Origin of the sequence: Chloroflexus sp. MS-G, assembly GCF_000735195.1 — a bacterium.
GTDB lineage: Bacteria > Chloroflexota > Chloroflexia > Chloroflexales > Chloroflexaceae > Chloroflexus.
In genome coordinates this window covers 1-23,756 of the sequence record NZ_JPIM01000073.1, presented here as the reverse complement: position 1 = coordinate 23,756, position 23,756 = coordinate 1, and the positions used below count along the sequence as shown (strand labels likewise).

General features: G+C 55.2%; 17 protein-coding genes and 1 pseudogene. 12 read left to right on the top strand and 6 right to left on the bottom strand.

The genetic code is table 11. The features are described 5' to 3' along the window. Positions 1–185: 185 nt before the first annotated feature. Both JE47_RS0113510 and JE47_RS0113505 read left to right on the top strand, forming a co-directional pair. A complete protein-coding gene (locus JE47_RS0113510; protein ID WP_031460275.1) occupies positions 186–1,013 on the top strand; it encodes a hypothetical protein in 828 nt (275 codons plus the stop codon). A gap of 335 nt (positions 1,014–1,348) precedes the next feature. After that, positions 1,349–5,107 carry an AAA family ATPase gene (locus JE47_RS0113505; protein WP_031460274.1) on the top strand — a complete coding sequence of 1,253 codons (3,759 nt, stop codon included), beginning with the start codon at positions 1,349–1,351 and terminating at the stop codon, positions 5,105–5,107. Between the two features lie 213 nt (positions 5,108–5,320). On the opposite strand, the gene dnaK is transcribed toward JE47_RS0113505, so the two are convergent. From dnaK to JE47_RS0113485, 4 genes are all read right to left on the bottom strand, one after another. Then, the gene (dnaK, locus tag JE47_RS0113500) at positions 5,321–7,195 is read right to left on the bottom strand and encodes a molecular chaperone DnaK (protein WP_031460273.1); all 1,875 of its coding nucleotides are present in this window, start codon (positions 7,193–7,195) and stop codon (positions 5,321–5,323) included. Positions 7,196–7,577: 382 nt separating this feature from the next. Further along, positions 7,578–8,843 (bottom strand): flavin monoamine oxidase family protein, encoded by a 1,266-nt coding sequence (locus JE47_RS0113495; RefSeq protein ID WP_269078000.1) that lies wholly within the window; start codon positions 8,841–8,843, stop codon positions 7,578–7,580. A 17-nt stretch (positions 8,844–8,860) separates the two neighbouring features. Next, positions 8,861–9,787, bottom strand: coding sequence for a LysR family transcriptional regulator (locus JE47_RS0113490; protein WP_031460271.1), 927 nt, complete (start codon positions 9,785–9,787; stop codon positions 8,861–8,863). Between the two features lie 15 nt (positions 9,788–9,802). Further along, positions 9,803–10,549, bottom strand: a complete 747-nt coding sequence (locus tag JE47_RS0113485; RefSeq protein ID WP_031460270.1) for a TerC family protein — start codon at positions 10,547–10,549, stop codon at positions 9,803–9,805. A 355-nt stretch (positions 10,550–10,904) separates the two neighbouring features. On the opposite strand from JE47_RS0113485, the gene JE47_RS0113480 reads away from it, so the two are divergent. The 4 genes from JE47_RS0113480 to JE47_RS0113465 all read left to right on the top strand — a co-directional run bounded on the left by JE47_RS0113480 (position 10,905) and on the right by JE47_RS0113465 (position 15,618). Continuing rightward, entirely contained in the window at positions 10,905–11,402 is a 498-nt protein-coding gene (locus JE47_RS0113480; protein WP_031460269.1) for a hypothetical protein, read from the top strand. Positions 11,403–11,439: 37 nt separating this feature from the next. Continuing rightward, positions 11,440–14,535: an AAA family ATPase gene (locus JE47_RS0113475; protein ID WP_031460268.1), complete on the top strand. Its 3,096-nt coding sequence runs from the start codon at positions 11,440–11,442 to the stop codon at positions 14,533–14,535. A gap of 110 nt (positions 14,536–14,645) precedes the next feature. After that, a complete protein-coding gene (locus JE47_RS21955; protein ID WP_173424563.1) occupies positions 14,646–14,792 on the top strand; it encodes a hypothetical protein in 147 nt (48 codons plus the stop codon). A 1-nt stretch (position 14,793) separates the two neighbouring features. After that, the gene (locus tag JE47_RS0113465; RefSeq protein WP_031460267.1) at positions 14,794–15,618 is read left to right on the top strand and encodes a metallophosphoesterase family protein; all 825 of its coding nucleotides are present in this window, start codon (positions 14,794–14,796) and stop codon (positions 15,616–15,618) included. A 2-nt stretch (positions 15,619–15,620) separates the two neighbouring features. Here JE47_RS0113465 and JE47_RS22195 read toward each other — a convergent pair whose 3' ends face one another. Further along, entirely contained in the window at positions 15,621–16,526 is a 906-nt protein-coding gene (locus JE47_RS22195; protein ID WP_160173288.1) for a PIG-L deacetylase family protein, read from the bottom strand. 213 nt (positions 16,527–16,739) lie between these two features. On the opposite strand from JE47_RS22195, the gene proC reads away from it, so the two are divergent. Genes proC through JE47_RS0113445 form a run of 3 tightly spaced genes read left to right on the top strand, consistent with a single transcriptional unit; the run spans position 16,740 to position 19,741 of the window. Beyond that, entirely contained in the window at positions 16,740–17,558 is an 819-nt protein-coding gene (gene proC / locus JE47_RS0113455) for a pyrroline-5-carboxylate reductase (RefSeq protein ID WP_028457620.1), read from the top strand. After that, the gene (locus JE47_RS0113450; protein ID WP_031460265.1) at positions 17,559–18,335 is read left to right on the top strand and encodes a hypothetical protein; all 777 of its coding nucleotides are present in this window, start codon (positions 17,559–17,561) and stop codon (positions 18,333–18,335) included. Between the two features lie 5 nt (positions 18,336–18,340). Continuing rightward, entirely contained in the window at positions 18,341–19,741 is a 1,401-nt protein-coding gene (locus JE47_RS0113445; protein ID WP_031460264.1) for a Mur ligase family protein, read from the top strand. Positions 19,742–20,478: 737 nt separating this feature from the next. Here the strand turns inward: JE47_RS0113445 and JE47_RS0113435 are convergent. Further along, a complete protein-coding gene (locus tag JE47_RS0113435) occupies positions 20,479–20,832 on the bottom strand; it encodes a hypothetical protein (RefSeq protein WP_152556062.1) in 354 nt (117 codons plus the stop codon). Positions 20,833–21,278: 446 nt separating this feature from the next. On the opposite strand from JE47_RS0113435, the gene JE47_RS0113425 reads away from it, so the two are divergent. The 3 genes and pseudogenes from JE47_RS0113425 to JE47_RS0113410 form a co-directional block, all read left to right on the top strand. Then, complete coding sequence (locus JE47_RS0113425) at positions 21,279–21,503, top strand: type II toxin-antitoxin system Phd/YefM family antitoxin (protein WP_031460261.1); 225 nt, start codon at positions 21,279–21,281, stop codon at positions 21,501–21,503. A 376-nt stretch (positions 21,504–21,879) separates the two neighbouring features. Next, a complete protein-coding gene (locus JE47_RS0113415; RefSeq protein ID WP_236631240.1) occupies positions 21,880–22,755 on the top strand; it encodes a class I SAM-dependent DNA methyltransferase in 876 nt (291 codons plus the stop codon). Between the two features lie 164 nt (positions 22,756–22,919). Beyond that, positions 22,920–23,756, top strand: a pseudogene (locus tag JE47_RS0113410) (hypothetical protein); the annotation flags it as partial.

Below are 23,756 nucleotides of genomic sequence, written 5' to 3'. Positions count from 1 at the left end.
TCACGCAATGATTGCGTGGGTACGGTACGTGCCCGATGCGACGGCTGGGTTTTTGATCAAGTGCTGGATGTGCAGCACCGTCGCAACCCGACCACCTTCTCTCGGCCAACCGAACCAGGATCGGTCTGGGGACTGTTACCGACACTATTGTCACGCCAGGTATCATACAGGCAAGGGAGGTGTCTATGCGACGCTTACTGCTGATACTCTTCATAGTATGCCTCATCGGCGTGGATCAAGCGGGATTGTTGGGACAGATACAGCCAGCCTACTCTTACCATACCCGACAGCAGAGCCGCTCGGCGCCACCCTCCCGTCCTGGTCCCACGATTGAGGTGTTTGTACGACCTGAGTTTGCGGCGCGAATGCACCGTTTACGCGCTACTATCTTGAAAGCGGCAGCGCAGCATAACCATCCGCAGTTGTCGGGGATGAGTGATTACGAATTTGCTGTAGTCATAGCTACAATTCTCTACAACGAAAACTTTGGCTGGGCGGAAGAGCTGATTCCGCCGTTGCGGATGGTAACGCCGGTATACCAGTCTGCTCAGCAGCAGGTCAATTTGCACGGACTGGGGACAAATTTTAGTGTCTGGCCGGCGAATCTGCGACCGTCGGTTGCGGCTGAAATACTGGCCGGTAAGGTACCGCTGGCCGATGGCCGTGTGCTGCATGTGCCGCTGCGGGTGGATGGAAGCCAGATTGACCCAACCACTTTCAACGATCAACGGGCCTTGTTTGCGGCACTCACGGCTGAAATCAGTGACGACGAGCTGGCAATCAACTATCTGGCAGCAAATCTTGAACGTGGCGTCTGGCGGGCAGTTATCGAGGGTCAACCAATTTCTTGGCGAACACTTGCCGCCTGGCATAACCAGGGTATTGTTGATCCGGTTGCCATTCGGAATAATCCAACCGCTCGTGATTACGTGCGACGGGCGGCGGCCTATCTTCCTCTGGCGCGTTCCCTCCTTGCCCCTGCTAACGATGCGTTGACGATGCATGCAGTGTAATTAGTAGTGAAAATACACCGATTGGTACGCACGAGAAACGTCACTTAGCCGCTCAGGATAAATCCGATTCCTGCCGTCATTCGGTATGCGGGTCGGATGTCCACAAGCCCCAGCAACCGCGTAGATCGGGAATGTCAAGCGGGTAGGGAAATCGTTCTTTGGCGAACAGTGCCAAAACCTGAAAACTTTGTAAAACCCTATCGCCCTTTCACCTCTTGCGCAACCCTGATAACTGATCAATAATCAAATAGGTTTCCGATTCAACTCTTTGCTCGACGCGCAGTGATCATCGCTCTCTCCGGCTTTCGCCGCATCGCGTCTGATGGATGGCCGCCATGATGCTCGCCAATGCTGAACTGGCGTGTTATCTGCCAGGAATTATTCGACAACGTTTGAATAACATCAATCCTGATGGTCGGCTCGAACCGGCAAAAGAGACATTTCCGGCGGCAATACTCTCGGCAGACCTTTCCGGCTTTACGGCTCTTACAGAGTATTTAACCCACACCAGTCCTACAGGCGCCGAAGAACTTACCCAGATTCTAGACCTCTATTTTGGTCATCTGGTGCGGATTGTCACTTCACACGGTGGCGATGTGATAAAGTTCGCCGGTGATGGTTTAATTGCTCTCTGGTACGGCGCCGAAGACTTAGCCCTTCTTACGCGCCGTGCTGTTCAATGTGGACTGGCGATCCAGATGATGATGTCGCCAGCAATCTGGAGCACTGAGGCCATTGATGTGAAGGCTCGTTCATTGCGGGTACGGGTAGGAATTGGCGCCGGTGACGTTACATTGATGCATCTGGGAGGTGTCTTTGAACGGTGGGAGTTGCTGATTGTCGGTGATGCAGTTCGTGATACTGGTGCCGCCGAAGCTGCTGCCCCGCCCGGTGAAGTTGTCTTGACGGAAACGGCCTGGAGGTTGGTACAGCCGTGGTGTGAGGCGGTACAGCTTTCGGATGGACGCTGGCAACTGACAGCCCTGCTCGACGACGTACCGTTGCGGGCTTTTGCCACACCAGCTATTGACCAGAGTCAGATTGACTTCTTACGCTCGTATGTACCGAAGGCAATCTTGAGCCATATCGATGCTGGTCAAACGGCATGGCTGGCCGAGCAGCGTTATGTCACCGTCCTCTTTGCACATCTTGGTGATCTGACTGCCGAGACACCATTACCAGCAGCTCAGGCTGCAATCCGTGCGCTGCAAACATGTCTCTACCGGTATGAAGGGAGTATCAGTCGGCTTGGCACGGATAACAAAGGGCCAACGTTGCTCGCTGCCTTTGGCTTGCCGCCGTTTGCCCATGAAGATGATGCCTTGCGGGGTGTGCTGACGGCGCACGATATTGTGAATACGCTCTCGAATCTCGGTTTTAGCTGTACGATTGGCGTAGCCAGTGGAATGGCGCTGTGTAGCTCGGTCGGCGGCCAGGATCGGCGTGAATACACGATGATGGGATCAGTCGTTAACCGCGCAGCGCGGCTGATGCAGGCGGCACAGCAAACTGATGTTGCGATTTTGTGTGATAGTGAAATCGCAGCCGCCTGTCGCGACCGGGTCAGTTTCAGTGCACTCCCCCCGCTCCAGTTGCGTGGCATCGCTGACCCAGTTACTGTTTTCCAACCAATCTTCGATCCTGCCAATACCCTCAGCGTACAACGGATTCACATTGATCGTGATGGCGAGGCACTGATTGGACGAGCCAGCGAGCTGGCACTGCTGCGCGATCGTTTAGAGCGTCTTCAGCGTGGTCAGAGCGGTGGTGTGTTAATCCTTGGCGAGGCCGGTATTGGCAAATCGCATCTGATCCAGACCTTTCTCGCTCAGGCTCGTGCGCATGGAACCATCGTCCTGCATAGCACGGCACGATTTATCGAGCGCAGTCCATACTCTGCGCTCCGCAGTGGATTGCCGGTATTGCTGAACGATGGACGGCTGGCGACACTCAGCGATAGCATCTACAGTCTTGCTGGCGAGTTGTGGCCGACCAATCGGGGAAGTCAGGGCCTTTCCGCGCATACGTTGCCGCAGATTCATACCCAGCGGCTCCATGACGGATTGATTGCAGTGCTTAGCCGAGTTGCTGAGCATGCCCCCCTTCTGGTCGCCATTGAAGATGTGCAGTGGCTCGATGACCCAACCTGGACCCTGTTAGCCGATCTGCTTGATCAGGATGCGCCAGTCCTGATTATCCTGACCGGTCGGCCACCGCTCTCCATCACGGAAGAACGTCAGCGCCTGCTTCACCACCGGTTGCTTGATCAGATCAAACTCCACGGGCTAAGTCCACCGGAAATTCACGACTTGCTCGCACGCTATCTTGACGTGAAGCAAGTCGATGAAGCTATCTGGCGACTGATAGCGGAGCAGACGCAGGGACACCCCTTCTTTAGCATTGAGCTGGTCAAGGCGCTGCGCGACGCCGGGCTGCTGATGCGGCAACAACATATCTGCCGCTTTGTGCCCGGAGCAGCCAGACGTGCGCTTCACATGGTGCGTCTCCCCTCTACCGTGCAAGGCCTGATCACTAGCCGCTTTGATCAACTGACGCTTGACCAGCAATTAACGCTGAAAGTAGCGAGTGTTATCGGGGTTGAGTTTGATACGGCGACATTGCAGGCCATTCATCCAGATCACATTCCTGAAGAGCAATTAACTGCTCAACTCTTTGCAATACAGCAGAGTGGCTTGATCGCCCTTGAACGTTCTGGGCCAACGATCAGATACACGTTCCGACCGGCGGCTATCGCAGAGGCTATCTACAATCTGATGAGTTTTGCCCAGCGCCGGCAATTACACGCCCAATTTGCCAACTATCTTGAACAACATTATGGTCATGATCCACAGCGGGCGATGACCATTGCTCATCACTGGAAAGCAGCCGGTGAGTTAATCCGCGCCCGACCATACCTTGATCGGGCCGGTGAACTGGCGCTGCATAACGGTGATTACGCTGGTGCGATTGATCTGCTAGAACAGGCGCATCAAATCGGCGACGATGAGCCGGCAACAACTGTTGGCCACCGAGAGCGTTTACTGGCAGCAGCCTATTATGGTCAGGGACGACTCACTGAGAGTTATCACTTTTTGCAACGTGCGTTTACCCGTTTTGGGCTTCCGCTTCCGACTGAGCGCCGCACTCTTCCCTGGCTCATCCTGGCTGAACTTGGCCGTTATCTTCTGACGCTGCTCAGGCTCGGTAGGAAGAAACCGTCGATCAACGACCATCTGGTTGAGCTTGCTCAGGCGGCAAATGTGCTCATTCAGATCAATTTCTACCAGCACGATCTGTTAAGAACCATTCACAGCCTGCTGTTCGCCCTCAACCTGGCCGAAACCGCACACATACCGGCAATGAAGGCACGCGCTTACGCTTGTATGGAACTTGCGTTGAATCGTTTCCCTCCCCTTGCCCGTCTGTACCGCCGTAAAACAATGCGGCTGACCAGTGTTTTGAACGATCCTTCAACCACCGCCTGGGTTGCCCAGATGCAGGGCTTGGCCGCATTGGGACGGGGTGAGTGGCGCCGTGCCCAGGCAGCACTGGAATTCGGGAGTTCTATCGCTCAGCAAACGGGTGAAACGCGGCGCTGGATCGAATGTCGTGCTATGCTGGTGATGTTGCAAGTGCGGCTAGGGAACGTTGATGCGGCCATGACCGAGATAGCCGAAATTGTTGCCCGTGGTGAACGGAGCCGCGATCAGCAGGTTCAAATTGGGGGGCATCTGAGTGCTGTTGAGTTATACCTGGCAATCGGCGACACGGCAGCGGCGATTACCGAATGGCAGACTGCCAGCAATCTCTTCACCGATGCGAGTCGGATCAGTCGTGCCGATCAAATCTGGCATACTACGCTGGCGGCGCGGATTGCATTGCTCAGGGGTGAAACACATCAGGCACACGAATTGGCGGTACAGGCTCTGCAACAAATCGACAGCGAACCACCACTGGCTATTTATCTGCTCCGCAGTTATGAAGCCCTGACGACCATGCCACTTTCCTGGCGACAACGCTGGATGGCACGATTTGTGCGCTGGCAGGTTGGCCTGGTGTTCCCGCTCGCGTTTTGGAAAGAGAAGCGGAAATAGGGGAGCAGAAAGCAGTAAGGTCGGGTATTGAGGTTTGGTAACGTTTTTCCCTCTCCGGCAGTGGGAGAAGCAAGGTTACGACGATCTGCGATCAGGATGCTGTCTGCCATCACAGCAGTGAGGGCGGGTTCTCAACCCGCCCTCATACGTGCTTCCGAATAGACACGGGCTAGCGGCCCGCGCCAGGCCACAATAGCCTCTTCGGATGCCCTCTTAGTTCACCGTGTACTCACCCTCAACGACGCCGTCATCTTTCCGGCCACTGCTGCTAGCGCCTGGTGCTGCGCCATCACCGTAGGCGGCCTGCGAGACCTTGAACAGCGCTTGCTGCAAGTCGCTCGAGAGTTGCTGGATGCGGCTGCGATTCTCTTGCGCAATCGCCTCGCGCAGATCCTTAATCAAGCCCTCGATCCGACTGCGCTCAATGCTGTCAACTTTATCACCCAGCTCCTTCAGCGACTTCTCGGCCTGGTAAGCCAGGCTATCGGCCTGGTTCTTCATCTCGACCAGCTCGCGGCGAGCCTTATCTTCGGCGGCGTGCAGTTGGGCTTCACGCACCATCCGCTCCACCTCTTCTTTCGAGAGGTTGGTGCTGGCGGTAATGGTGATCCGCTGCTCTTTGCCGGTTGCTTTGTCACGTGCGCTTACGTTCAGGATACCGTTCGCATCGATATCGAACGTCACCTCGATTTGTGGCACACCACGCGGCGCCGGTGGAATCCCTTCGAGGCGGAAACGACCCAGTGAGATGTTGTCGGCAGCCATCTCACGCTCGCCCTGCAAGATGTGAATATCAACCGCCGTCTGACCATCAGCCGCCGTCGAGAAGATCTCGGTCTTACGGGTGGGGATGGTCGTATTCCGTTCGATCAGTTTGGTCATCACCCCACCGAGCGTTTCCACACCGAGCGAGAGCGGCGTTACGTCGAGCAAGAGCACATCTTTCACTTCACCGCCCAACACACCGGCCTGGATCGCTGCGCCAACAGCGACCACTTCGTCGGGGTTTACGCTCTTGTTCGGCTCTTTGCCGAGCATTTTGCGTACCAGCTCCTGAACGACCGGCATCCGGGTTGAACCACCAACCAGCACGACTTCATCGATCTGGCTTGGCTGCAAACCGGCATCCTTAAGCGCCCGCAACACCGGATCGCGGAGCCGCTCGGTCAGATGCGCTGTTAATTGCTCGAACTTGGCGCGGGTTAGCTTCATGGCCAGGTGTTTCGGCCCGCTGGCATCAGCCGTGATGAAGGGTAGGTTAATCTCTGTCTCCATCATCGAGCTGAGCTCCATCTTGGCCTTTTCCGCCGCCTCTTTTAAGCGTTGTAATGCCTGGCGGTCTTTGCTCAGATCGATACCCTGATCTTTGCGGAACTCCTCGATGATCCAGTTAACGATTGCGGCATCGTAGTCATCGCCACCAAGGTGAGTATCACCACTGGTCGCCTTCACTTCGATGACGCCATCACCAACCTCAAGGATGCTAACGTCGAAGGTACCACCACCCAGGTCGAAGACCAGAATGGTCTCGTCCTTCTTCTTGTCTAACCCATAAGCGAGTGCCGCAGCCGTCGGCTCGTTGATGATTCGTAGTACCTCCAAACCGGCAATCTTACCGGCGTCTTTGGTTGCCTGACGCTGGCTGTCGTTGAAGTAAGCCGGTACAGTAATGACAGCCTGTGTCACCGGCTCACCCAGGAAGGCCTCGGCATCAGCTTTGAGCTTCTGCAAAACCATAGCCGAGATCTCCTGCGGTGCATATTCCTTGCCGGTCTGCGGGACATAAATGCGCACATCGTTGCGCGGCCCTTTGACAACTTTAAAAGGCACTCGCTCTCGCTCTTCCTTCACCTCGTCGAAAGAACGGCCAATAAAGCGCTTGACTGAATAAAGTGTATTTTCAGGATTGATGGTTGCCTGACGCTTAGCGGTCAAACCGACTAATCGCTCACCATTCTTAGCGAAGGCAACCATCGATGGTGTCGTGCGGTTGCCTTCGGCGTTCGGAATGACAACCACGTCACCACCTTCCATCACTGCGATGCACGAGTTTGTCGTGCCCAAGTCAATTCCTACAATCTTGCCCATATTTCTAGCCTCCCGTTGCAATGTTGTTGTATCCCCTGCGGGCATTTATCTCTGTGTGTAGTTTACCCGTTTTCTACCAACGATACACTAGCGGTATGTTAGAGGTGTGTTTGAATCTAGCCCACTTGCGGGATGTATCTTTCGCGCCTACCATCTTGAACAAGTATTCAGCACAATATTCGGGTCTGATTGAATAGAAGAGAAACTGCCTCTGCTTAGATCCTATCCGGAATACCTTGTCGCAGAAGAAGATCGGTTGGGGCGCAACGCCGCTACGCCCATACATCCCTATCAGGTTTCATCCGCTGTAGGGTGAGACAATGATTCGGATAGGCTCTTAGTGCCGCATTTTAGAGTGGTCAACGCTGGAGAAGCGTTATCTTCAGCCCGACCGCGACAGCAAGATTGCCCGTGCCGCACGTCGTCCGCTCTCGAAGGCCCCATGCACCGTAGCAATCTCAGCACCGGTTACTGTTGCTTCACCGGCAAAATGGATCGGGCCGAGTGGTGTTGCCAGCGTTACACGGTCCGCCAGGGTACCAGCAGAGCTATACGTGTATGCCCCTCGACTCCACGGGTCTCGCGACCAGTCAATTAGACGCCCGTCTAGGAAGTATGGTTTTACATCAACTGCAAACAGGGTTTGTAGCTCGCGCAACGCGACTGCAATGGCCTCGCTTTCACCCAGGTCAGCCACCTTAAGCGCCTGCTGCCCACCCGTGTAACCCATGAGCGTTGGCGTTCGGGTACTGGACACCGGCCACCACGTAGCAATTACACCATCGGTGCTAAGGACCGTAAAATCTGACCAGAACTGCTCTGCAAACCAGAGCACTAATTTGGTCACGTAACCCATTGGAATTACCGCTATTGCCATTTGTTTATCGGCCGGTAGCGGTGGTTCAAAGGCTGGCAATCCGGCCTGCAATAGTGAAACCGGAACGGTGACAACTACACGATGTGCGCGCCACTGCCGTCCGTCGGCTAATACAACGTCAACCCAATCAGCGTTCCAACGGATGAGTGTGACCACTGCCCCAAGCTCAATTGTTAGATTGGCGCTGAGCGGTTCAAGTAGTCGCTGATACCCATAATCGATATGAAAATTGTCCTCACCAATTGTACTCAACCGACGCTCGCGGGCTAATGCGGTGGCACTTAATTTGCTCAGATCAGCGCCTTCAAGATTAGCTAGCCAGCGCCCAACCAATTGCTTCACTACCGGCAAGGCAGTTGATTGTTCGATCAGTTCGGCAACGCTTACTTCAGGGCCACGATAATGACAAATCTGCTGATAGAGTTGTAGTACCGCTGCCCCAATTGGGTCATCGGCTGTCAACATCCGACCACCGATGGCGAAGCGACGGTCGCGTCCCCAACGCGAGGTTGGTAAACCGGCCTGTTGTACTAGCTCCCAGGAAGCTGCGCGATGACCATGAATAAACTCGGCACCAAACTCGACCGGCCCATAGCGCGTATCAGTCCAGATTCGCCCCCCGATCCGTTGCCGCGCTTCGAGCACCAACACCTGACAGCCGGCTGCCTGAAGCGTATGCCCAGCGGCTAATCCGGCAATGCCCGCGCCGATCACAATCACGTCATACATACAAATACCTTTCAACCTGTCAGACGATGGCAGAAGGAGCACGGCGGAAGGTCAACTCGTTATGCCGTTAGCCCCAGGCTAAGCAGCGTTGTCCTTGCCTCTTCACCCAACAATCCTTCAACCACAATATCAACGATGCGATTCACCGTGCGCTCTCGTAGCCGGATTAAGTACCATTCCTGTACAAATGGCTGGCCGACCAATGTCACGACGCCGATCCGATCTAATCGTGAGGGAAGGACACTCACCGGCAAGAAGGCTAACGCTTGCCCGGATTCGACCGCTGAGCGTAACAACAGTGGACTGTCTGCTTCACACACAATTCGCAGATCGCCGATAACGACTCCCCGTCGGCGCAGGCCGTCTTCGATAGATCGGCGTAACGGGTGCCCTACCCTGGGCAACGCCAGAGGATAATCACGTAAAACCCCAACCGGTGTCTGTTCGCCGTGCAAGAGAGGATGTCCGTTCACAGCCGTCAGAACCAATCGTTCACCGGCCAGCACACGCATCTCAAAGCCACGTCGTCGCGGCGCATCACTCAGGATCGCAAGATCAAGGCGTCGTTCGGCCAGACCTTCAAACAACTCATCAGACCCATGAAATTCAATATCAACCGTTACTGCCGGATACTGACGCTGGATGATCGCCAGCAGGTGGGGCAAAAACGCCTCGGCACTGCCGGCCAGGCAACCAATGACCACTCGACCACCGATCTGACCGCGTAGCGCACTCACGGCTTGCACAGTACGCTCAGCCAATGCAACCAATTCACGAGCACTCCCTAGCAATTGTTCACCAGCAAGGGTCAATACCATGTGTTGGCCGCTACGCCGGAATAACCGCACACCACCGACTTGTTCCTCAAGCGCACGGATGTGTTGACTTACCGCCGGTTGCGACATATGAAGCCGTTTTGCCGCTGCCGAAAAGGAACCAGTCTCTACCACGGTGAGAAAGGTCTGCAAATAGACGGTATTGAGCATAGCGCCTCAATGATCCTATTTTGTTGTATCGTAGCGCTGATGAAGTTTCACCGGCTGCCGTGCTTTCGCTGCTACCCGCAAATTGAGCATCTCGACCATAACTGAGAAGCCCATCGCAAAGTAGATATACCCTTTGGGAATATGCAACTCAAAACCTTCGGCGACGAGCGAAAAGCCGATCAACAAGAGAAAGCTGAGTGCCAGCATCTTGATAGTAGGGTGATCGCCGACAAATTTTGCAATCCCTTCCGCGAGAAAGAGCATCACCCCCACTGCGAGAACGACCGCCGTCATCATGACCCATAACGTATTGGCCATGCCAACAGCCGTGATGACCGAATCAAGCGAAAAGACAATATCGATCAAGATAATCTGCATAATCACCGCCTGCATGGTTGTGACGGCCACCGCTTTTTCCGTATGTTCAGCACCTTCCAGCTTTTCATGAATCTCAGTAGTTGCCTTGTAGATCAAGAACAAGCCACCACCAAGCAGAATCAGGCTACGCCCCGTTACATGCCATGGCCCAAGCTCAAACAGCGGCTGCGTCAGACCGGCAATCCAACTGATCGACAGCAACAAGAGCAGGCGCGTGATCAGGGCAAGTGATAAACCAATTTGTCGCGCCGGTCGTTGCTGATGCAATGGCAGTTTACTGGCGAGAATACTGATAAAGTTGATGTTGTCTACCCCTAATACAATCTCCATGACGGTCAGCGTCACTAATGCCAGCAGATTTTCGACTGAGAAGATCGTCTCCATACATTATTTGCTACATAGACGGATTTGTGGCATTTATGGTAGCATCTGGCGGGAAGACGGTCAATGTGTGACCAGGCGTGGTATGGGCCTGCAACGTTTTCAGCTTTGGATTACGAGCAATGAAACAGCGACGAACGTCATGCACTTGCCGACAGCAATCTCGAGCCGTGCTGTTTTCTCAGGAGTGCAGGTCTCTAGCCTGTAGCTTGCGGTACGCATTCAGAACTTGCATACCTTTCAGACCTTGCGTGTTATACGGAGAAACGAGCACCGAAAACGTTGAAAACCTCTTACTCTACCCTCGTGTTGCATTGGTATAATGGATAGTGTTGATGACCAGAGGCAGGCAAAGGCTATGACACTTCAATTCATACAAAGCTATCCTGATCGCGTAACTATACACTTTATCCCCTGGCTGACCTGGAGCTTTGCCGGTCTGGTGGGGTACGGTCTGTTCACCATCTTGCAGCCAGTTATTGCCGGTACCCAATCGTTGACTGGCGGGATCGCACTCTCGGTTGCCCTCCTTGTTGGGATGGTGCTCTTCACCTTGATCATCGGCGGTCAGTTAGGGATTTGCCAGATCGATCATCAACGCAATGTGATTACCGTAACCGCCTATGGCCTGCAAGGACGCACCCGGCACGAGCGCTCTTTGAGCGACGTGAAAGGGTTAGAAGTGCGTATCTTGCGCCGGTCACAATATCGGCTTCTGCTCGCACTGCGTTCAGGAGAGCGGCTCCCGCTGGCACCGTTCTACCTGGTCAGCTTTAGCGATCGTGGCATTCGTCGCATTGCCGCCGCACTGCATGTCGAGCCACAGATGATTCAAGAAAAGCAATCGGTGCGCTGAGTGAAGTTCTCGCTATTGTTCTCTATCAGCATTCGCTATGATTCCATTACACCTTGCGCTGCGCAATTTTATGTGTTACCGCGCCGATGAAAACGGCGATCCACTGCGACTCGACCTCGATGGTCTGCATGTCTTGTGTCTCTCGGGCGAAAATGGCGCCGGCAAATCTACCATCCTTGACGCGATCACATGGGCGCTCTGGGGGGAAGCGCGCCGTCCAGACGATGAACTTATTACCCTGGGTGAGACCGAGATGATGGTTGAGTTTATCTTTGCGCTCGATGGTCGGAAGTATCGGGTGATACGCCAGCGCCAGCGGGGACGCAGTAGCGGTCGTGGAAGCGGTAACGGCAAGACCTGGCTCGATTTGCAGAGTTTTGATGGGACGAACTGGCGCCCTATCGGCGAAACCGCGATTCGCGAAACCCAGCGCAAGATCAATGACTTGTTGCGGATGTCGTATAAAACCTTCACGAATGCCTCGTTCTTGCTACAGGGTAGAGCGGATGCGTTTACCGCCAGTACACCATCCGAACGCAAAGAGGTATTAGCCGAAATTCTCGACCTGGCCGAATATGCCAGCCTCGAACAACGTGCTCGTGAACGGGTGCGCCTCTTGGAAGCGGAACTGGTGAGGGTTCGTGGTCGGCTGGAAGGGCTGCAACCGACTGCGGCCAAGGTTCAGTTTTGGCAACAAGCCGTCGCTGAGAGTGAACAACGTCGTGCCCAGCTTCAGCAGCGCCGTGCCACCCTGGAACGTGAATACACTCGCGCCACCGAATACCTGCGGATCCTCGAAGAACATGCCCGTCGCTATCGTGAGCTGCAACAACGTATCGCTACATTGAACGATACCCTTCAGCGCTACCTGCGCGAGCTACAAGAGGTAAACGAGCGTATCACCCAGGCCGAACGGATGATCGCCCAACGTCCTCAGATAGAAGCTGGCCTGGCCGAACTACACACTGCACGGTGCGAACTTGAGCGCCTGGAGCAGGTGCATGAGCGGTATACCGAGCTGATGGCGCGGAAACGCGAGTTGCAGCAAGAGCTGAAGGCTGCTATTGAGCTGATGAAGGAGCGGTTGTCACGGGCTGAAGAACGCTGTAAACGTCTTCGTGCAGAGGTCAAACGCCTCGCCGATGTGCAGCAACGAGCGGAAACCATCCAGCAACGGCTCCGTGAACTGGCGCCAATGCAAGAGCAGGTACGGCAATGTCAGATGCAACGCACTGCGCTCGAACAGCAACTGGCGTACATCCGTGAGCTGATGATGCGGCAACAGATGCTGCAAACCTCGCTTGAACAACGTCGCAATGCGATCACCGTGGAACGGGATCGGTGTCAACAGGAACTTGACCGTCTCGATCAGGAGTTACGTGATGTTGAAACCTGGCGTACCGCCCTGCGTGCCGCTGAAGTGGCGCAGGTACAGGCGCAGGCCCTGGCGGAAGAGCAGGCGGCACGTCGCCAGTACGAACAGACAGTCGTTGATCATTTGAGCGCAGCTCGTGCGCTCGTCGAACAGACCCGCCGCGAACGAGCGACGCTCCAGAAGAATCGTGAGCTGCTGGCTACCGGCAATGGAACGTGTCCGGTTTGCCGTCGCTCGTTACCCGCCACCGACGCTGAACACGTTGCGGCACACTACGATCAGAAACTGGCCGACCTTCAGGCTCAGGAAGCTGAGGCCCTGGCAACGGCCCAAGCTGCCGAACGTGAACTGACTGCATTGCGTGAGACCATCGCTACTGTCGAACAGGAATTAGCCAACCTGCGCCAGCAAGCGGCGACCATTGATTCGCTTATCCACCGTCTGAATCAGGCTGCTCGGCGCGAAACCGAACGTGAGGCACTGAAGCTCCGCCTGGCAACGTTGACTGAACAACTTACCACCGATACGATCGACCCAGCGCTTCAGGCTGAATTGGTGGCGGTGAACAACCAACTTCGTGCACTTGGTGATATTGAAGGCTTGCAGCGCGATCTGCGCATGATCACTGACGAGTTGAACACCTTCGAGCAGTACCTGCGCGAGCAGAGTCGCCTGGAAGGCGAACTAGACACGTGCCAGCGCGATATTGCCCGGCTTGCAGAGCTGATGAACGAATTACCCGAGGCTGAGGCCGAATATGCTGAATTACAGCGGCAGATTGCCGAAAACGACTTTGCCCACGATATTCGGATCGCCGGCCGACAGGTCGTTGCCGAACTAGAGGCATTGAACTACCGGCCCGAAGACCTTGAGGCCATGCGCACGACCGTTCGATCCCTCACCCGTTGGGAACAGGCCGAACGTGAGGTATTGCTGGCCGAGCAGCGCTACGCAACCGATATTGTGGTGCGTGAACGGACCCAACAGCTGCGCCATGACGCAGAACATGAACGACGGATGGTGCAGACTGAAGCCGATGTTCTGGCTCAGCAGGTGAGCGCATTACCCTCTGCTGAAGCTGACGTTGCCAGGCTCAAGCAGCAACTCAGCGATACTGACAGTGAGCTGCGGATCGTTGAGCACGATCTGGTCGAGAAACAAGCCTACCTGAAGCAGGCAGAAGCCGCCGCTGCCGAAGTCGACATTCTTCAAGACCAGGAACGTCAGCTCCAGGAACGAACAGCTCTCTTTGGCGAATTGGCTGAAGCCTTCGGCAAAAAAGGGGTGCAGGCGATGCTGATCGAAACGGCCATTCCTCAGCTTGAAGACGAGGCGAACCAGGTGCTTTCGCGTCTGAGCGACGGGCAAATGCACCTCCGTTTCGAGATGCAGCGTGATACGAAAAAAGGGGATACAGTCGAGACACTCGACATCCGAATCGCCGATGCGCTGGGGACACGTGATTATGCCGCGTTTAGTGGTGGTGAAGCGATGCGGGTTAACTTTGCTATTCGCATTGCGCTTTCACGATTGCTCGCGCATCGCGCCGGTGCACGGCTTGAAACGCTGGTGATCGATGAAGGATTCGGTACGCTCGACGCTGATGGTCGTGAACGGATGGTCGAGGCCATTACTGCCATTCAACAAGATTTCGCCCGTATTATTGTGATCACGCATATTGATGAGTTGAAAGATCGCTTCCCGGCAATCATCGAAATACGCAAGACATCACTCGGTAGCCGTTGGGAAGTACGATAAGAGGAGCTTGTTTAGATACTCGTCGGGAGACGAGCCGTTATTTCGGCAATGGCAGGGAGAAGCGACCCGCAGACGAAGAGATTCAGTGCTCTGATAGAAAGGAAAACGCTATGGAGCTTGTTCCAACCATCCTCAAGTATGGCTTCGTACTGGCAGTGGTTATTGAGCTGATTATCATCGGACGGGCCATTTTTAGCCTTGCTCGCGAGAAGGCCCAAGCCACCGATGCACCGGTACCAACCAAGGGAGAGCAGTGATATGCCATTCCGCATCCTCCACATTTCTGACATCCATACCGGACCACCCTTTAACCCTGTTGCTGCTGAACGATTGATCATCGATGCTCATCAACTGGCGCCCGATTTGGTAGTTATCTCTGGCGATTTCGTCCAGCGCGCCGATTTTGTTCGTCAGTGGCAAGCAGCCCGTGCACTATGCGAACGTCTGCCACAACCACAACTGGTCGTTGCTGGCAACCACGATGTGCCACTCTTTCATCTGCCTGAACGTCTCCTGGCGCCGTTACGTCGTTATCGCCGCTACATTACTCCCGAACTCAATCCGGTGTTCACCACGGCAGGTATTGCAGTCATTGGTGCGTGTACCGCACACGGCTGGACCATCGATGGCGGAAAGCTTAGTCGCGACCAGATGATCGTACTTCGTCATCGTCTGGCTGCACTCGACCCCACCACCTATAAAATTGTGGTCTGGCACCATCCGGTAGGGTTTCCACCCAATTATCATCGCAGACGGCCGCTCGTAACCAATGCACTTCAAGCAATACGTCTTCTCGACGAGTTTGCCGTTGATATGTTGCTCTGTGGTCATCTTCACTTGAGCTTCGTAGGAAATACCCGTGACTTTTTCCTTGATCTACAGCATGGAACGTATATCGTGCAAAGCGGGACAACCACTTCACGACGTGGTTACGGCGACGAGCGTGGCGCGAATACCTGCAATCTGATCACAATCGAGTTTGATGGCGCACGTGTTCAGCATCTGCGCTTCGACCAAAACGATACTGGTTTTCGTCCGGTCGCTGAGCATTGGCTGCCCCGCCCCAAAATTACCGTGACGTAACATTACCACTGCACACCGGTAAACAGATCATCCTCTCGTACATTAGAGGTTGCCGGTGGGTATGCTCGCATAAAGGTATCGGATCGACCCAACAGGTTTGCAACTTTTCCTAATAAGCTGCGGATCAAGGGATTGCCTGCACCCTGACTCACATGGGCCAGCGCGGCAGCATGCGCCTGCGCCTGCACCGCAGTCGTGTCGATCCGGGCATGGGTGGGAAAATCCACGGCAACCAGTTGCATCAGATCAATATCGCGGTTGCGCCCAAATGCCCGCGGATCACGCCCGAAGAGTGGCATGAGTTTAACCAATAGCCGCAGTAAGCGCCGTGAGAAGGTTGTGTAGTAGAGTTTTTGTGGCGCATACGCTGATCCAGCTTCTGGGAAGGCAGTCGGATCGCCAGCCGCGTGAAACGCGGCGACGGTGGCTTCGTGAATCGCAATGTGATCAGGATGACGATAACCTCCAATGGGATCAAACGTGATGACAACCTGTGGCCGTAATTGGCGCATGAGACGAACCAACTGCCCGACTACTCGTTCACGTGGCTGGTTAATCAGTGCTGCCGGATGTCGATTGGCTTCTGTGCCGGGCATGCCGGAATCGCGATACCCCAACAGGGTAACACTACTCAGACCCAACGCCTCAGCCGCACGCAGCAGCTCGGTTCGTCGCAACGCTGCGACCGAATCGTATCCGCGCAACAATTCAGCATCAACCGTTCCCTCTTCACCACCGGTTGCACAGATCAGGTGTACCGCTACGCCAGACCAGGCATAACGGGCAAGCGTACCACCTGGGCCAAAACTTTCATCATCTGGATGTGCAAAAACCGCTAACAACGTTGGACGCACCTCTGGCAATACTGTTGGCCGCAAGATGATTGTTTCTTCCTTGATCTCCATCATTATCCTCTCTAAATGCGAGCGTCGGTGCACACACAGCCATCTCTCACTGACAAATCCTGTCTCGTTAGCTGGCTGCATGTCCGGTATCCCGGACACGATAATATCAATGTCTCTTTTTCACCTTATTCATGGTATCATAACGCGCAGAACGGATTGCATCAGCGGGTGCAACCCGAACAGGTCACAGAACATAGTCACAGGTAACCAACAACTATGCTTGCCGACTTACCAATTGCGATTATTGGCGCCGGCGCGATGGGGGAAGCGATTATCGGTGGACTCTTGCGCAACGAACTGGTTGCCGCCGAGCAGATTCTCGCCAGCCACCCCCGTGAAGATCGCCGACGTGAACTTGCTCATCATTACGGTATTCGCACTACTCACGATAACCTGACGGCTGCGCAATGGGGCCGCGTGGTTATCTTCGCCGTGAAGCCGCAACAACTCCGGCGCGTCTTGCCGCCACTGCGCGGAGCACTGCGCGACGATGATCTGGCAATTTCGGTCATTGCCGGTGCTACGATAGCCTCTTTTGCCGAAGCCCTTGATCATCAGGCTGTTGTGCGCAGTATGCCAAACACCCCCGCTCAGATCGGTTGTGGCATGACCGTTTGGACGGCAGCGCCAGCCGTAACTGAACGTCAGCGGAGTTGGGCGGCGACCGTTTTGGGTGCACTTGGTCGCGAATTATTTGTTGATAACGAAACTTATCTCGACATGGCCACTGCAATCAACGGCACCGGGCCGGCGTATGTCTTTCTCATGATGGAAGCGATGATCGATGCTGGCGTTCATCTCGGTTTATCGCGTCGGATTGCCGAAGAGCTGGTGCAGCAGACGATGTTGGGTTCAGTTCAGTACGCAATCCAGAGCGGCCTGCATCCGGCCCAGTTACGAAATGCAGTCACTTCACCCGGCGGTACCAGCGCCGCGGCCCTCAGCGAGCTTGAACGCGGTGGTCTGCGCACGGTATTAGCCGATGCAATTTGGGCAGCTTATCGGCGATCAGTGGAATTGGGAAGGCAAGGATAGATGGCTGTCAGCTATGCACGAGCACGGTTAACCACCGAAGACGACCGTCGCTACCGGGCTTACGTTGAGACCTTCAAGCTGCAACGCAAAAATCAGAAAGCGATCCGTCCACCTCGCCAACGCGATATTTTTGGTGGACAGGCAGAGGCTGCGTTGCGCGACTGGTTGGCAGCCCGTCTGCCACTCGATGAGCGACGGATTCTTGAATATGAAGAGCGTCGTAACCGTACTGCGCAAATGAAGTACCGTGAGCTTGACGCGCTGGCGATTGTTGATAACGTGGCCTGGGTGTTTGAGATCAAGGCCAGTCGCACTGCCAGCGCCCTGCGCCGTGCCGTTGCCCAGCTTAATGAGACTCGCCAAATCCTGCACTTGCTTTTCCATCGGGTCGGGGTGACCATTCTGCTCGTTGATACCGGTATTCCGGCGGATACTGCCGCCGCCGATGCTTTGATGATGAGTGAACGTCCACCACCACGCCGCCCTGAACCTCTCGCTGAAGTGCTCGCTGCATTACCACAGTTGCGGCTGATCAGTGATTTGAACGCTCGATCTGAAGCGGACGATCAGGTGAATCTCTTGCTCTTTAGTGTTGACGATATTATCGCGCTGGTCGGTGCTGAACATCTGGCGCTAAACTGGGAAGAAGACGATATGTTCGACGATTCCGAACTCGAACCGCCACCACCGGCGTCGCTTTTCGCTAGTAGCGGCGATGATGATGATGACGACGATAACCCGCTGGCTGCTGCATTGCGCAAAGCGGGTCTTCGCTGAACCCTATGAGCCGACTGCGCACGACCACAGCTCTGACCCTGGCCCGTACTGCCGGTATCCTTTCACGTCGCCTTGGATTTGGCGGTGGTACCAGCCTGCCCGGTCAGCTTGCACGGGCTATCGATCCGGCTATTCTTACCAACTTCTGCCATGCCTTGCCGGCGGGCGTGATACTGATCGCCGGCACCAACGGCAAAACGACCACCAGTCGTATGCTGGCTGCTATCCTCGAACAGGCAGGTGTGTCTCTCTTGCACAATCGTGCCGGAGCTAATCTGCTCCCTGGCTTAACAACGGTGGCAATCAACAACGCAGACTGGCGCGGGCTGCCGCGAGCAAGTTGTGCTTTGTTTGAGACAGATGAAGCAGCGTTACCGCAGGCGATTGCCGAAACGCACCCCCGATTGGTCGTACTGCTCAACCTGTTCCGTGATCAACTCGACCGCTACGGCGAAATTGACACCATTGCCCGCCACTGGCGTCAAGCGCTTCAGCAACTTCCTGCAACCAGTACGGTTGTGTTCAATGCCGATGATCCGGCAATTGCCGATATTGTGCATCAGCTTCCTGTTCGCACCGTAGCCTTTGGTCTGGCCGATGAACGTCACGCAGTCGGCGCTGCTACCCACATCGCCGACTCACAGTTTTGCCATACCTGCGGCCATCGCTACCAGTATCAGCGCATCTTCTATGCCCACATCGGTCACTACGTTTGTCCCCAGTGTGGTCATCGGCGCCCCGACCCAGTCATTGCGTTGACCGTTCTTGAGCCACGTGGACTCGAGGGAAGTGATCTCCAGATCGACCATCCCAATGGGCAGATTCGGTTTCACGTACCATTACCCGGTCTCTACAACGCCCAAAATGCGCTTGCGGCTACAGCGGCAGCACTGGCTTTAGGTATCGATACATCAACAATTTGCATAGCGCTGAGTCAGATTCAGGCTGCCTTTGGGCGCATTGAGCGTATCTCTGCCGGTAGTCATGGCCCAACGATGCTGATCGCCCTGATCAAAAATCCAGTCGGGGCTTCAGAGACGGTACGAATGTTCACGACAGCAACGACTAGGCCGCTCCATCTCTTGATCGCTATCAATGATCGTTTTGCCGATGGTACCGATGTCTCGTGGCTATGGGACGCCGATTTTGAGCCATTAGCTCAGCGGGTAGCCCATGTGACCGTCAGCGGTACTCGTGCTGCCGATATGGCGTTACGTCTCGATTATGCTGGTGTTGCGACTGAAGCCATTACTGTAATCGATGATCTGCCGACTGCACTCGATACCGCTCTGGCAGCCCTGCCACCTGGTGAAACGCTTGCCATTCTGCCGACGTATACCGCGATGCTCGAATTACGCAGCGAAATCACCCGCCGCGGTTGGGCACGTCCCTTTTGGGAAGCGTAGAGACAGCTCAGAATTATCATTCTGTATAAGAGTCAAAAAATCCGGATTTCTCATCGGTCATATAACGCTGATCATGGCCTGGCGCAAGCGCCTGCGGCAGGGCTGCGTCAAAAAACCCGGATTTCTCATCGGTCATATACCGTACCCGTGCAACCATTGCGTGAGGGGTTCCAGCGTTCTTGCTCTCAGCCCCACTCTTTCCGGGCGGGGGGCCAGAGGGAAGGTGCGGAGGTTGGGGGAAGGTGCGGAGGTTACCATCCCCCCCTTCCTCTCCTCCAGCGGGGGAGAGGAAGGGGGCTAGGGGGAAGGTGAGGGCCACCAGGCGTGCGCCGCAGCCCAGGCCCTGAAACCGTTAAAACCCTTTGCCATCGCGTCGCCGCGACGCATGCGTTACCTGCCACCGTGTCCCTGACCATTGAGGAGTTTCCAGTGTTCTTTCTCGCCAGCCCCATCCTCCCCCGTTCGCTCCCACCAAGGGAGAGGACGGGGGGCTGGGGGGAAGGTGCGGAGGTTGGGGGAAAGTGCGGAGGTTACCATACCCCTTCCTCTCCCCCAGCGGGGGAGAGGAAGGGGGCTAGGGGGAAGGTGAGGGCCACCAGGCGTGCGCCGCAGCCCAGACCCTGAAAGGGAGCAACCCAGTGCCTTCATCCGTGCCAGGACCTTATCTTTGAGGGCTACCCGGCGCGGGACGTTCTTGCGCATGCAGCGGGTAATGTCCGTCTCGACGCACACCTTCATCAAGGCGTATTGAGCGTATTGCTTGGCAGACGATTGCGAATCATCGTTGCTGGTGTTCCTAGCCAGTTGCGGGACGAACGCAGACCGCGCACTGTGCGCACGTGGGCGGGTGGTACCCACACGTCCGGCACGATGGCGGCGATCAACAGCCGGAACAGGCGTTGCAGGTCTTCCGTGTCGGGCTTGCCCCGCGCGTCGGCAATCTGCCGAACTGCCTCGGCGTGTGCGACTACTGTCCGTGTGACGAGTGGGGTAACACTGTCGGAGATGTCCCAGATGTTGCCGGTCGTCTCCGGGATGACGGTGTCGCCCTGGCACAGGTTGGCGGCGGCCCACGTGCGGCAGCGCATCATCGCCACCTGGTGCGGTCGCAGGACCTATTCCTGGGCAGCGTTCATTACCCCGACCATGACGTACTCCTTGTGAAGGTCGAGGGTGACGTAGCGGTGAATAGTTCTTGATTCTGGTTGTGCTTTCAGGCTATGCTTCTCATAGAAGTCTGGGGCGCGGATGTCGGGCTGAGCGGGACACCAACCGATTCGGGTTCTGGCGCTGCGATGCGCCGTCGCAGATGAACGTATTCGCCGGGCAGCCAGTGAACGCAGCGGGCTTGTCCTGCGCAGGGCATCCCATCGCGGCTGTCGGCCAGCCCTGACGCTCCACCCCGCAGCGACGTCCTCGGCGACGGTATCACGCCAGGGATACGCCTCCTTTGCGCCCCAGACTAAGGATATTCTAAGAAAACCAACCGTTAGCCAGCGTTCATAGGGCACCTTATATTTCCAGAAAGGTTGGCGAAATGCTGCAAGTTAGTCTAGAAGAAGCAAAATCACGTTTGCTCGAGTTAGTGAATGCAGCGCTCAAGGGCGAAACGGTCGTTATTCTCAAAGACCTCCAGGAAGCCGTGCAACTGGTGCCTGCTATACCACAGGCACGTCGCCAATTTGGGAGTGCCAAAGGACTCATTGTCATGAGTGAGGACTTTGATGCGCCACTTGCCGATTTCAACGCCTATATGCTATGAAACTATTGTTGGACACTCACAGCTTTTTGTGGTTTATTGGCGGGGATGAACGTCTCAGTTCAACAGCGCGAACGTTGAGTGAAAATGTCAACAACGACGTCTTCTTGAGTGTTGCCAGCCTATGGGAGATGGCTATTAAAACAGGTTGGGTAGGCTCCGACTGGCACAACCCTTTGAGCCCTTTATTCCGCAGCAAATCAGTTTGAATCGTATCGGGATACTGGGTATCACCATCAGTCATACGGCTCAAGTGGCTATTTTACCGTTTCACCATCGTGATCCATCTTGATCGGTTGCTAATTGCCCAGGCCCTTGTCGAGCAGATGCCGATTGTGAGCCGCGACCCTGAATTTGATGCATATGGTATCACGCGGTTGTGGTAGCGGTAACCGAACAAACGCTGGCTAACATGCGCTTGCACCTGACACCGCTGCGCTGCGTGGCGCAGGTGAAGCGCAAACCGTTGGGCGGCCTCATGGTCGCAGGAGTGAATCAGATGCAGTCGTACAGTCAGGGCTTCGCCCGAGTCTATAATTTGAGATGGTCTGGTTTTGCCAGGCAAGTTGCTCCGCTTATCCTCGATTTCTATGCCGCCACGCCGATTGGACACAAGGATAAGACCGTCCTCGATCGCTGTTGCGGTACTGGACATCTTGCGGTCTATTTTCTGGAGCAGGGGTATCGCGTCGTTGGCCTTGATCTCTCGGAACACATGCTCGAATATGCTCGTGAAAATGCGCGTCAATACATTGATTCGGGGCAGGCCGCTTTTGTCCAGGGTGATGCAAGTAACTTCACGCTCGATGAACGCTTTGGTTTGGTCGTTTCTACGTATGACGCGCTCAATCATCTCGAAAGCGAAAAGGCATTGTACAAATGTTTTCAATGCGTCTACGCCGTTTGTGATGGTTACTTTATCTTTGACCTCAACACACGCAGCGGGTTGAGACGTTGGAACAACGTTTATGTTGACGAAAGCGACGAAGATGCGGTGATCATCACGCACGGCATGTACGATGGTACCGGCGATAAGGCGTGGACAAGAATAAGTGGATTTGTTCGCTTACCCAACGGACTATATGAGCGCTTTGAAGAGATCGTGTTCAACACCGTCTTTGAAATGAAAAAGGTAAGCGATCTATTACATGATGCTGGTTGGAAGAACACCTACTTTGCCAGGATTCAAGACTTGAAGACGGCCATTGATGAGCCTGAAAAGGAAGGGCGTGTCTTTGTCGTTGCGAGCAAGTAGGATTGCCACAAGAATGGCCGCCCAACATGCGCTTCCAGCCGACTGCTACCTCGCTCGCTTCACTCGCCTCGGTCGCAGCGGCTGAGCTCGGTGCCGTTAGGCTGCTGCGTGTGCATGATCGAACTTGCAGCGGAGTGCATACATGAGTAAATTAGAGGTGCAACATGAAACGCATGTTCAGCATCGCAGAAGGTTTGTTGGGCCTGCTGGTGCTCGTAGGCCTGGCAGTGGTTCTTGCCATGACCCTTGACCAGCTACGGGAGGGAGCGCAACCGGGATTTCAAACCTTTCAATCCCCTCTCGAGACGCCAACATTGCCACCCTATCCTCTACCAGAAACACCTACGCTCGCTCCTATGCCGGTGCCACCTTGCCTATTTGCGGGTCAGCCTGTGCCTGCTGAACCCGCTCCGCCTTTGGAGGCTTACCGGTTTTCCGAACCCCGGGTGGTGCTGACCCACCCCTCGGCCATCGGCATCGCCGGGTGGCTGCCGGATGGTCAGCGCCTCTTGATCACCCGGTTGACTCCTGACCAGTCCGGGGAATACATTGAGACATTCAATGTAAAAACGGGAGAACTACAGCGCTACGGGGAGTGGCAAGGTTTCAGCATTGTCTCTAATCCCAAACCGGTCTGGCTGGCTTCCGCACAGGCAGTGGCCTTTGTCGATGTTTCGCATAATAAACAGAATGTGTTGCTTATCAGTCGGGGAGAAGGGTTACCTCTGGAAGAGGTGGTTACCGGCTTGGCAACCCCTTACCTGGCCGTTAGTTCTGACGGTCGACGGGTGGTCTTTTTCACCGCCCAGGATCGGCCTGAAGCCTTTGATGTAGCCCAGGCTCAACGGCAAACCTTTCCCTTTACTTTGCCATTGACGCCGTGGCAGGAGTTGTCCGCTTTAGGACAACAATTTGGACCGGAGCCGTATCGGGCTGCTTGGCATCCCAATGGTAACCAAATTGCTTTCTACAACGATACAGGTTTTTATTTAGCCGATTTA

What these genes read in the sequence shown, in the direction of transcription:
- JE47_RS0113475 (WP_031460268.1), top strand. Translation starts at nt 11,440, where the DNA reads ATGATTCCATTACACCTTGCGCTGCGCAATTTTATGTGTTACCGCGCC.
- JE47_RS0113435 (WP_152556062.1), bottom strand. Translation starts at nt 20,832, where the DNA reads ATGATGCGCTGCCGCACGTGGGCCGCCGCCAACCTGTGCCAGGGCGAC.
- JE47_RS0113480 (WP_031460269.1), top strand. Translation starts at nt 10,905, where the DNA reads ATGACACTTCAATTCATACAAAGCTATCCTGATCGCGTAACTATACAC.
- JE47_RS0113510 (WP_031460275.1), top strand. Translation starts at nt 186, where the DNA reads ATGCGACGCTTACTGCTGATACTCTTCATAGTATGCCTCATCGGCGTG.
- JE47_RS0113425 (WP_031460261.1), top strand. Translation starts at nt 21,279, where the DNA reads ATGCTGCAAGTTAGTCTAGAAGAAGCAAAATCACGTTTGCTCGAGTTA.
- JE47_RS21955 (WP_173424563.1), top strand. Translation starts at nt 14,646, where the DNA reads ATGGAGCTTGTTCCAACCATCCTCAAGTATGGCTTCGTACTGGCAGTG.
- JE47_RS0113485 (WP_031460270.1), bottom strand. Translation starts at nt 10,549, where the DNA reads ATGGAGACGATCTTCTCAGTCGAAAATCTGCTGGCATTAGTGACGCTG.
- JE47_RS22195 (WP_160173288.1), bottom strand. Translation starts at nt 16,526, where the DNA reads ATGATGGAGATCAAGGAAGAAACAATCATCTTGCGGCCAACAGTATTG.
- JE47_RS0113505 (WP_031460274.1), top strand. Translation starts at nt 1,349, where the DNA reads ATGATGCTCGCCAATGCTGAACTGGCGTGTTATCTGCCAGGAATTATT.
- dnaK (WP_031460273.1), bottom strand. Translation starts at nt 7,195, where the DNA reads ATGGGCAAGATTGTAGGAATTGACTTGGGCACGACAAACTCGTGCATC.
- JE47_RS0113465 (WP_031460267.1), top strand. Translation starts at nt 14,794, where the DNA reads ATGCCATTCCGCATCCTCCACATTTCTGACATCCATACCGGACCACCC.
- JE47_RS0113450 (WP_031460265.1), top strand. Translation starts at nt 17,559, where the DNA reads ATGGCTGTCAGCTATGCACGAGCACGGTTAACCACCGAAGACGACCGT.
- JE47_RS0113445 (WP_031460264.1), top strand. Translation starts at nt 18,341, where the DNA reads ATGAGCCGACTGCGCACGACCACAGCTCTGACCCTGGCCCGTACTGCC.
- proC (WP_028457620.1), top strand. Translation starts at nt 16,740, where the DNA reads ATGCTTGCCGACTTACCAATTGCGATTATTGGCGCCGGCGCGATGGGG.
- JE47_RS0113490 (WP_031460271.1), bottom strand. Translation starts at nt 9,787, where the DNA reads ATGCTCAATACCGTCTATTTGCAGACCTTTCTCACCGTGGTAGAGACT.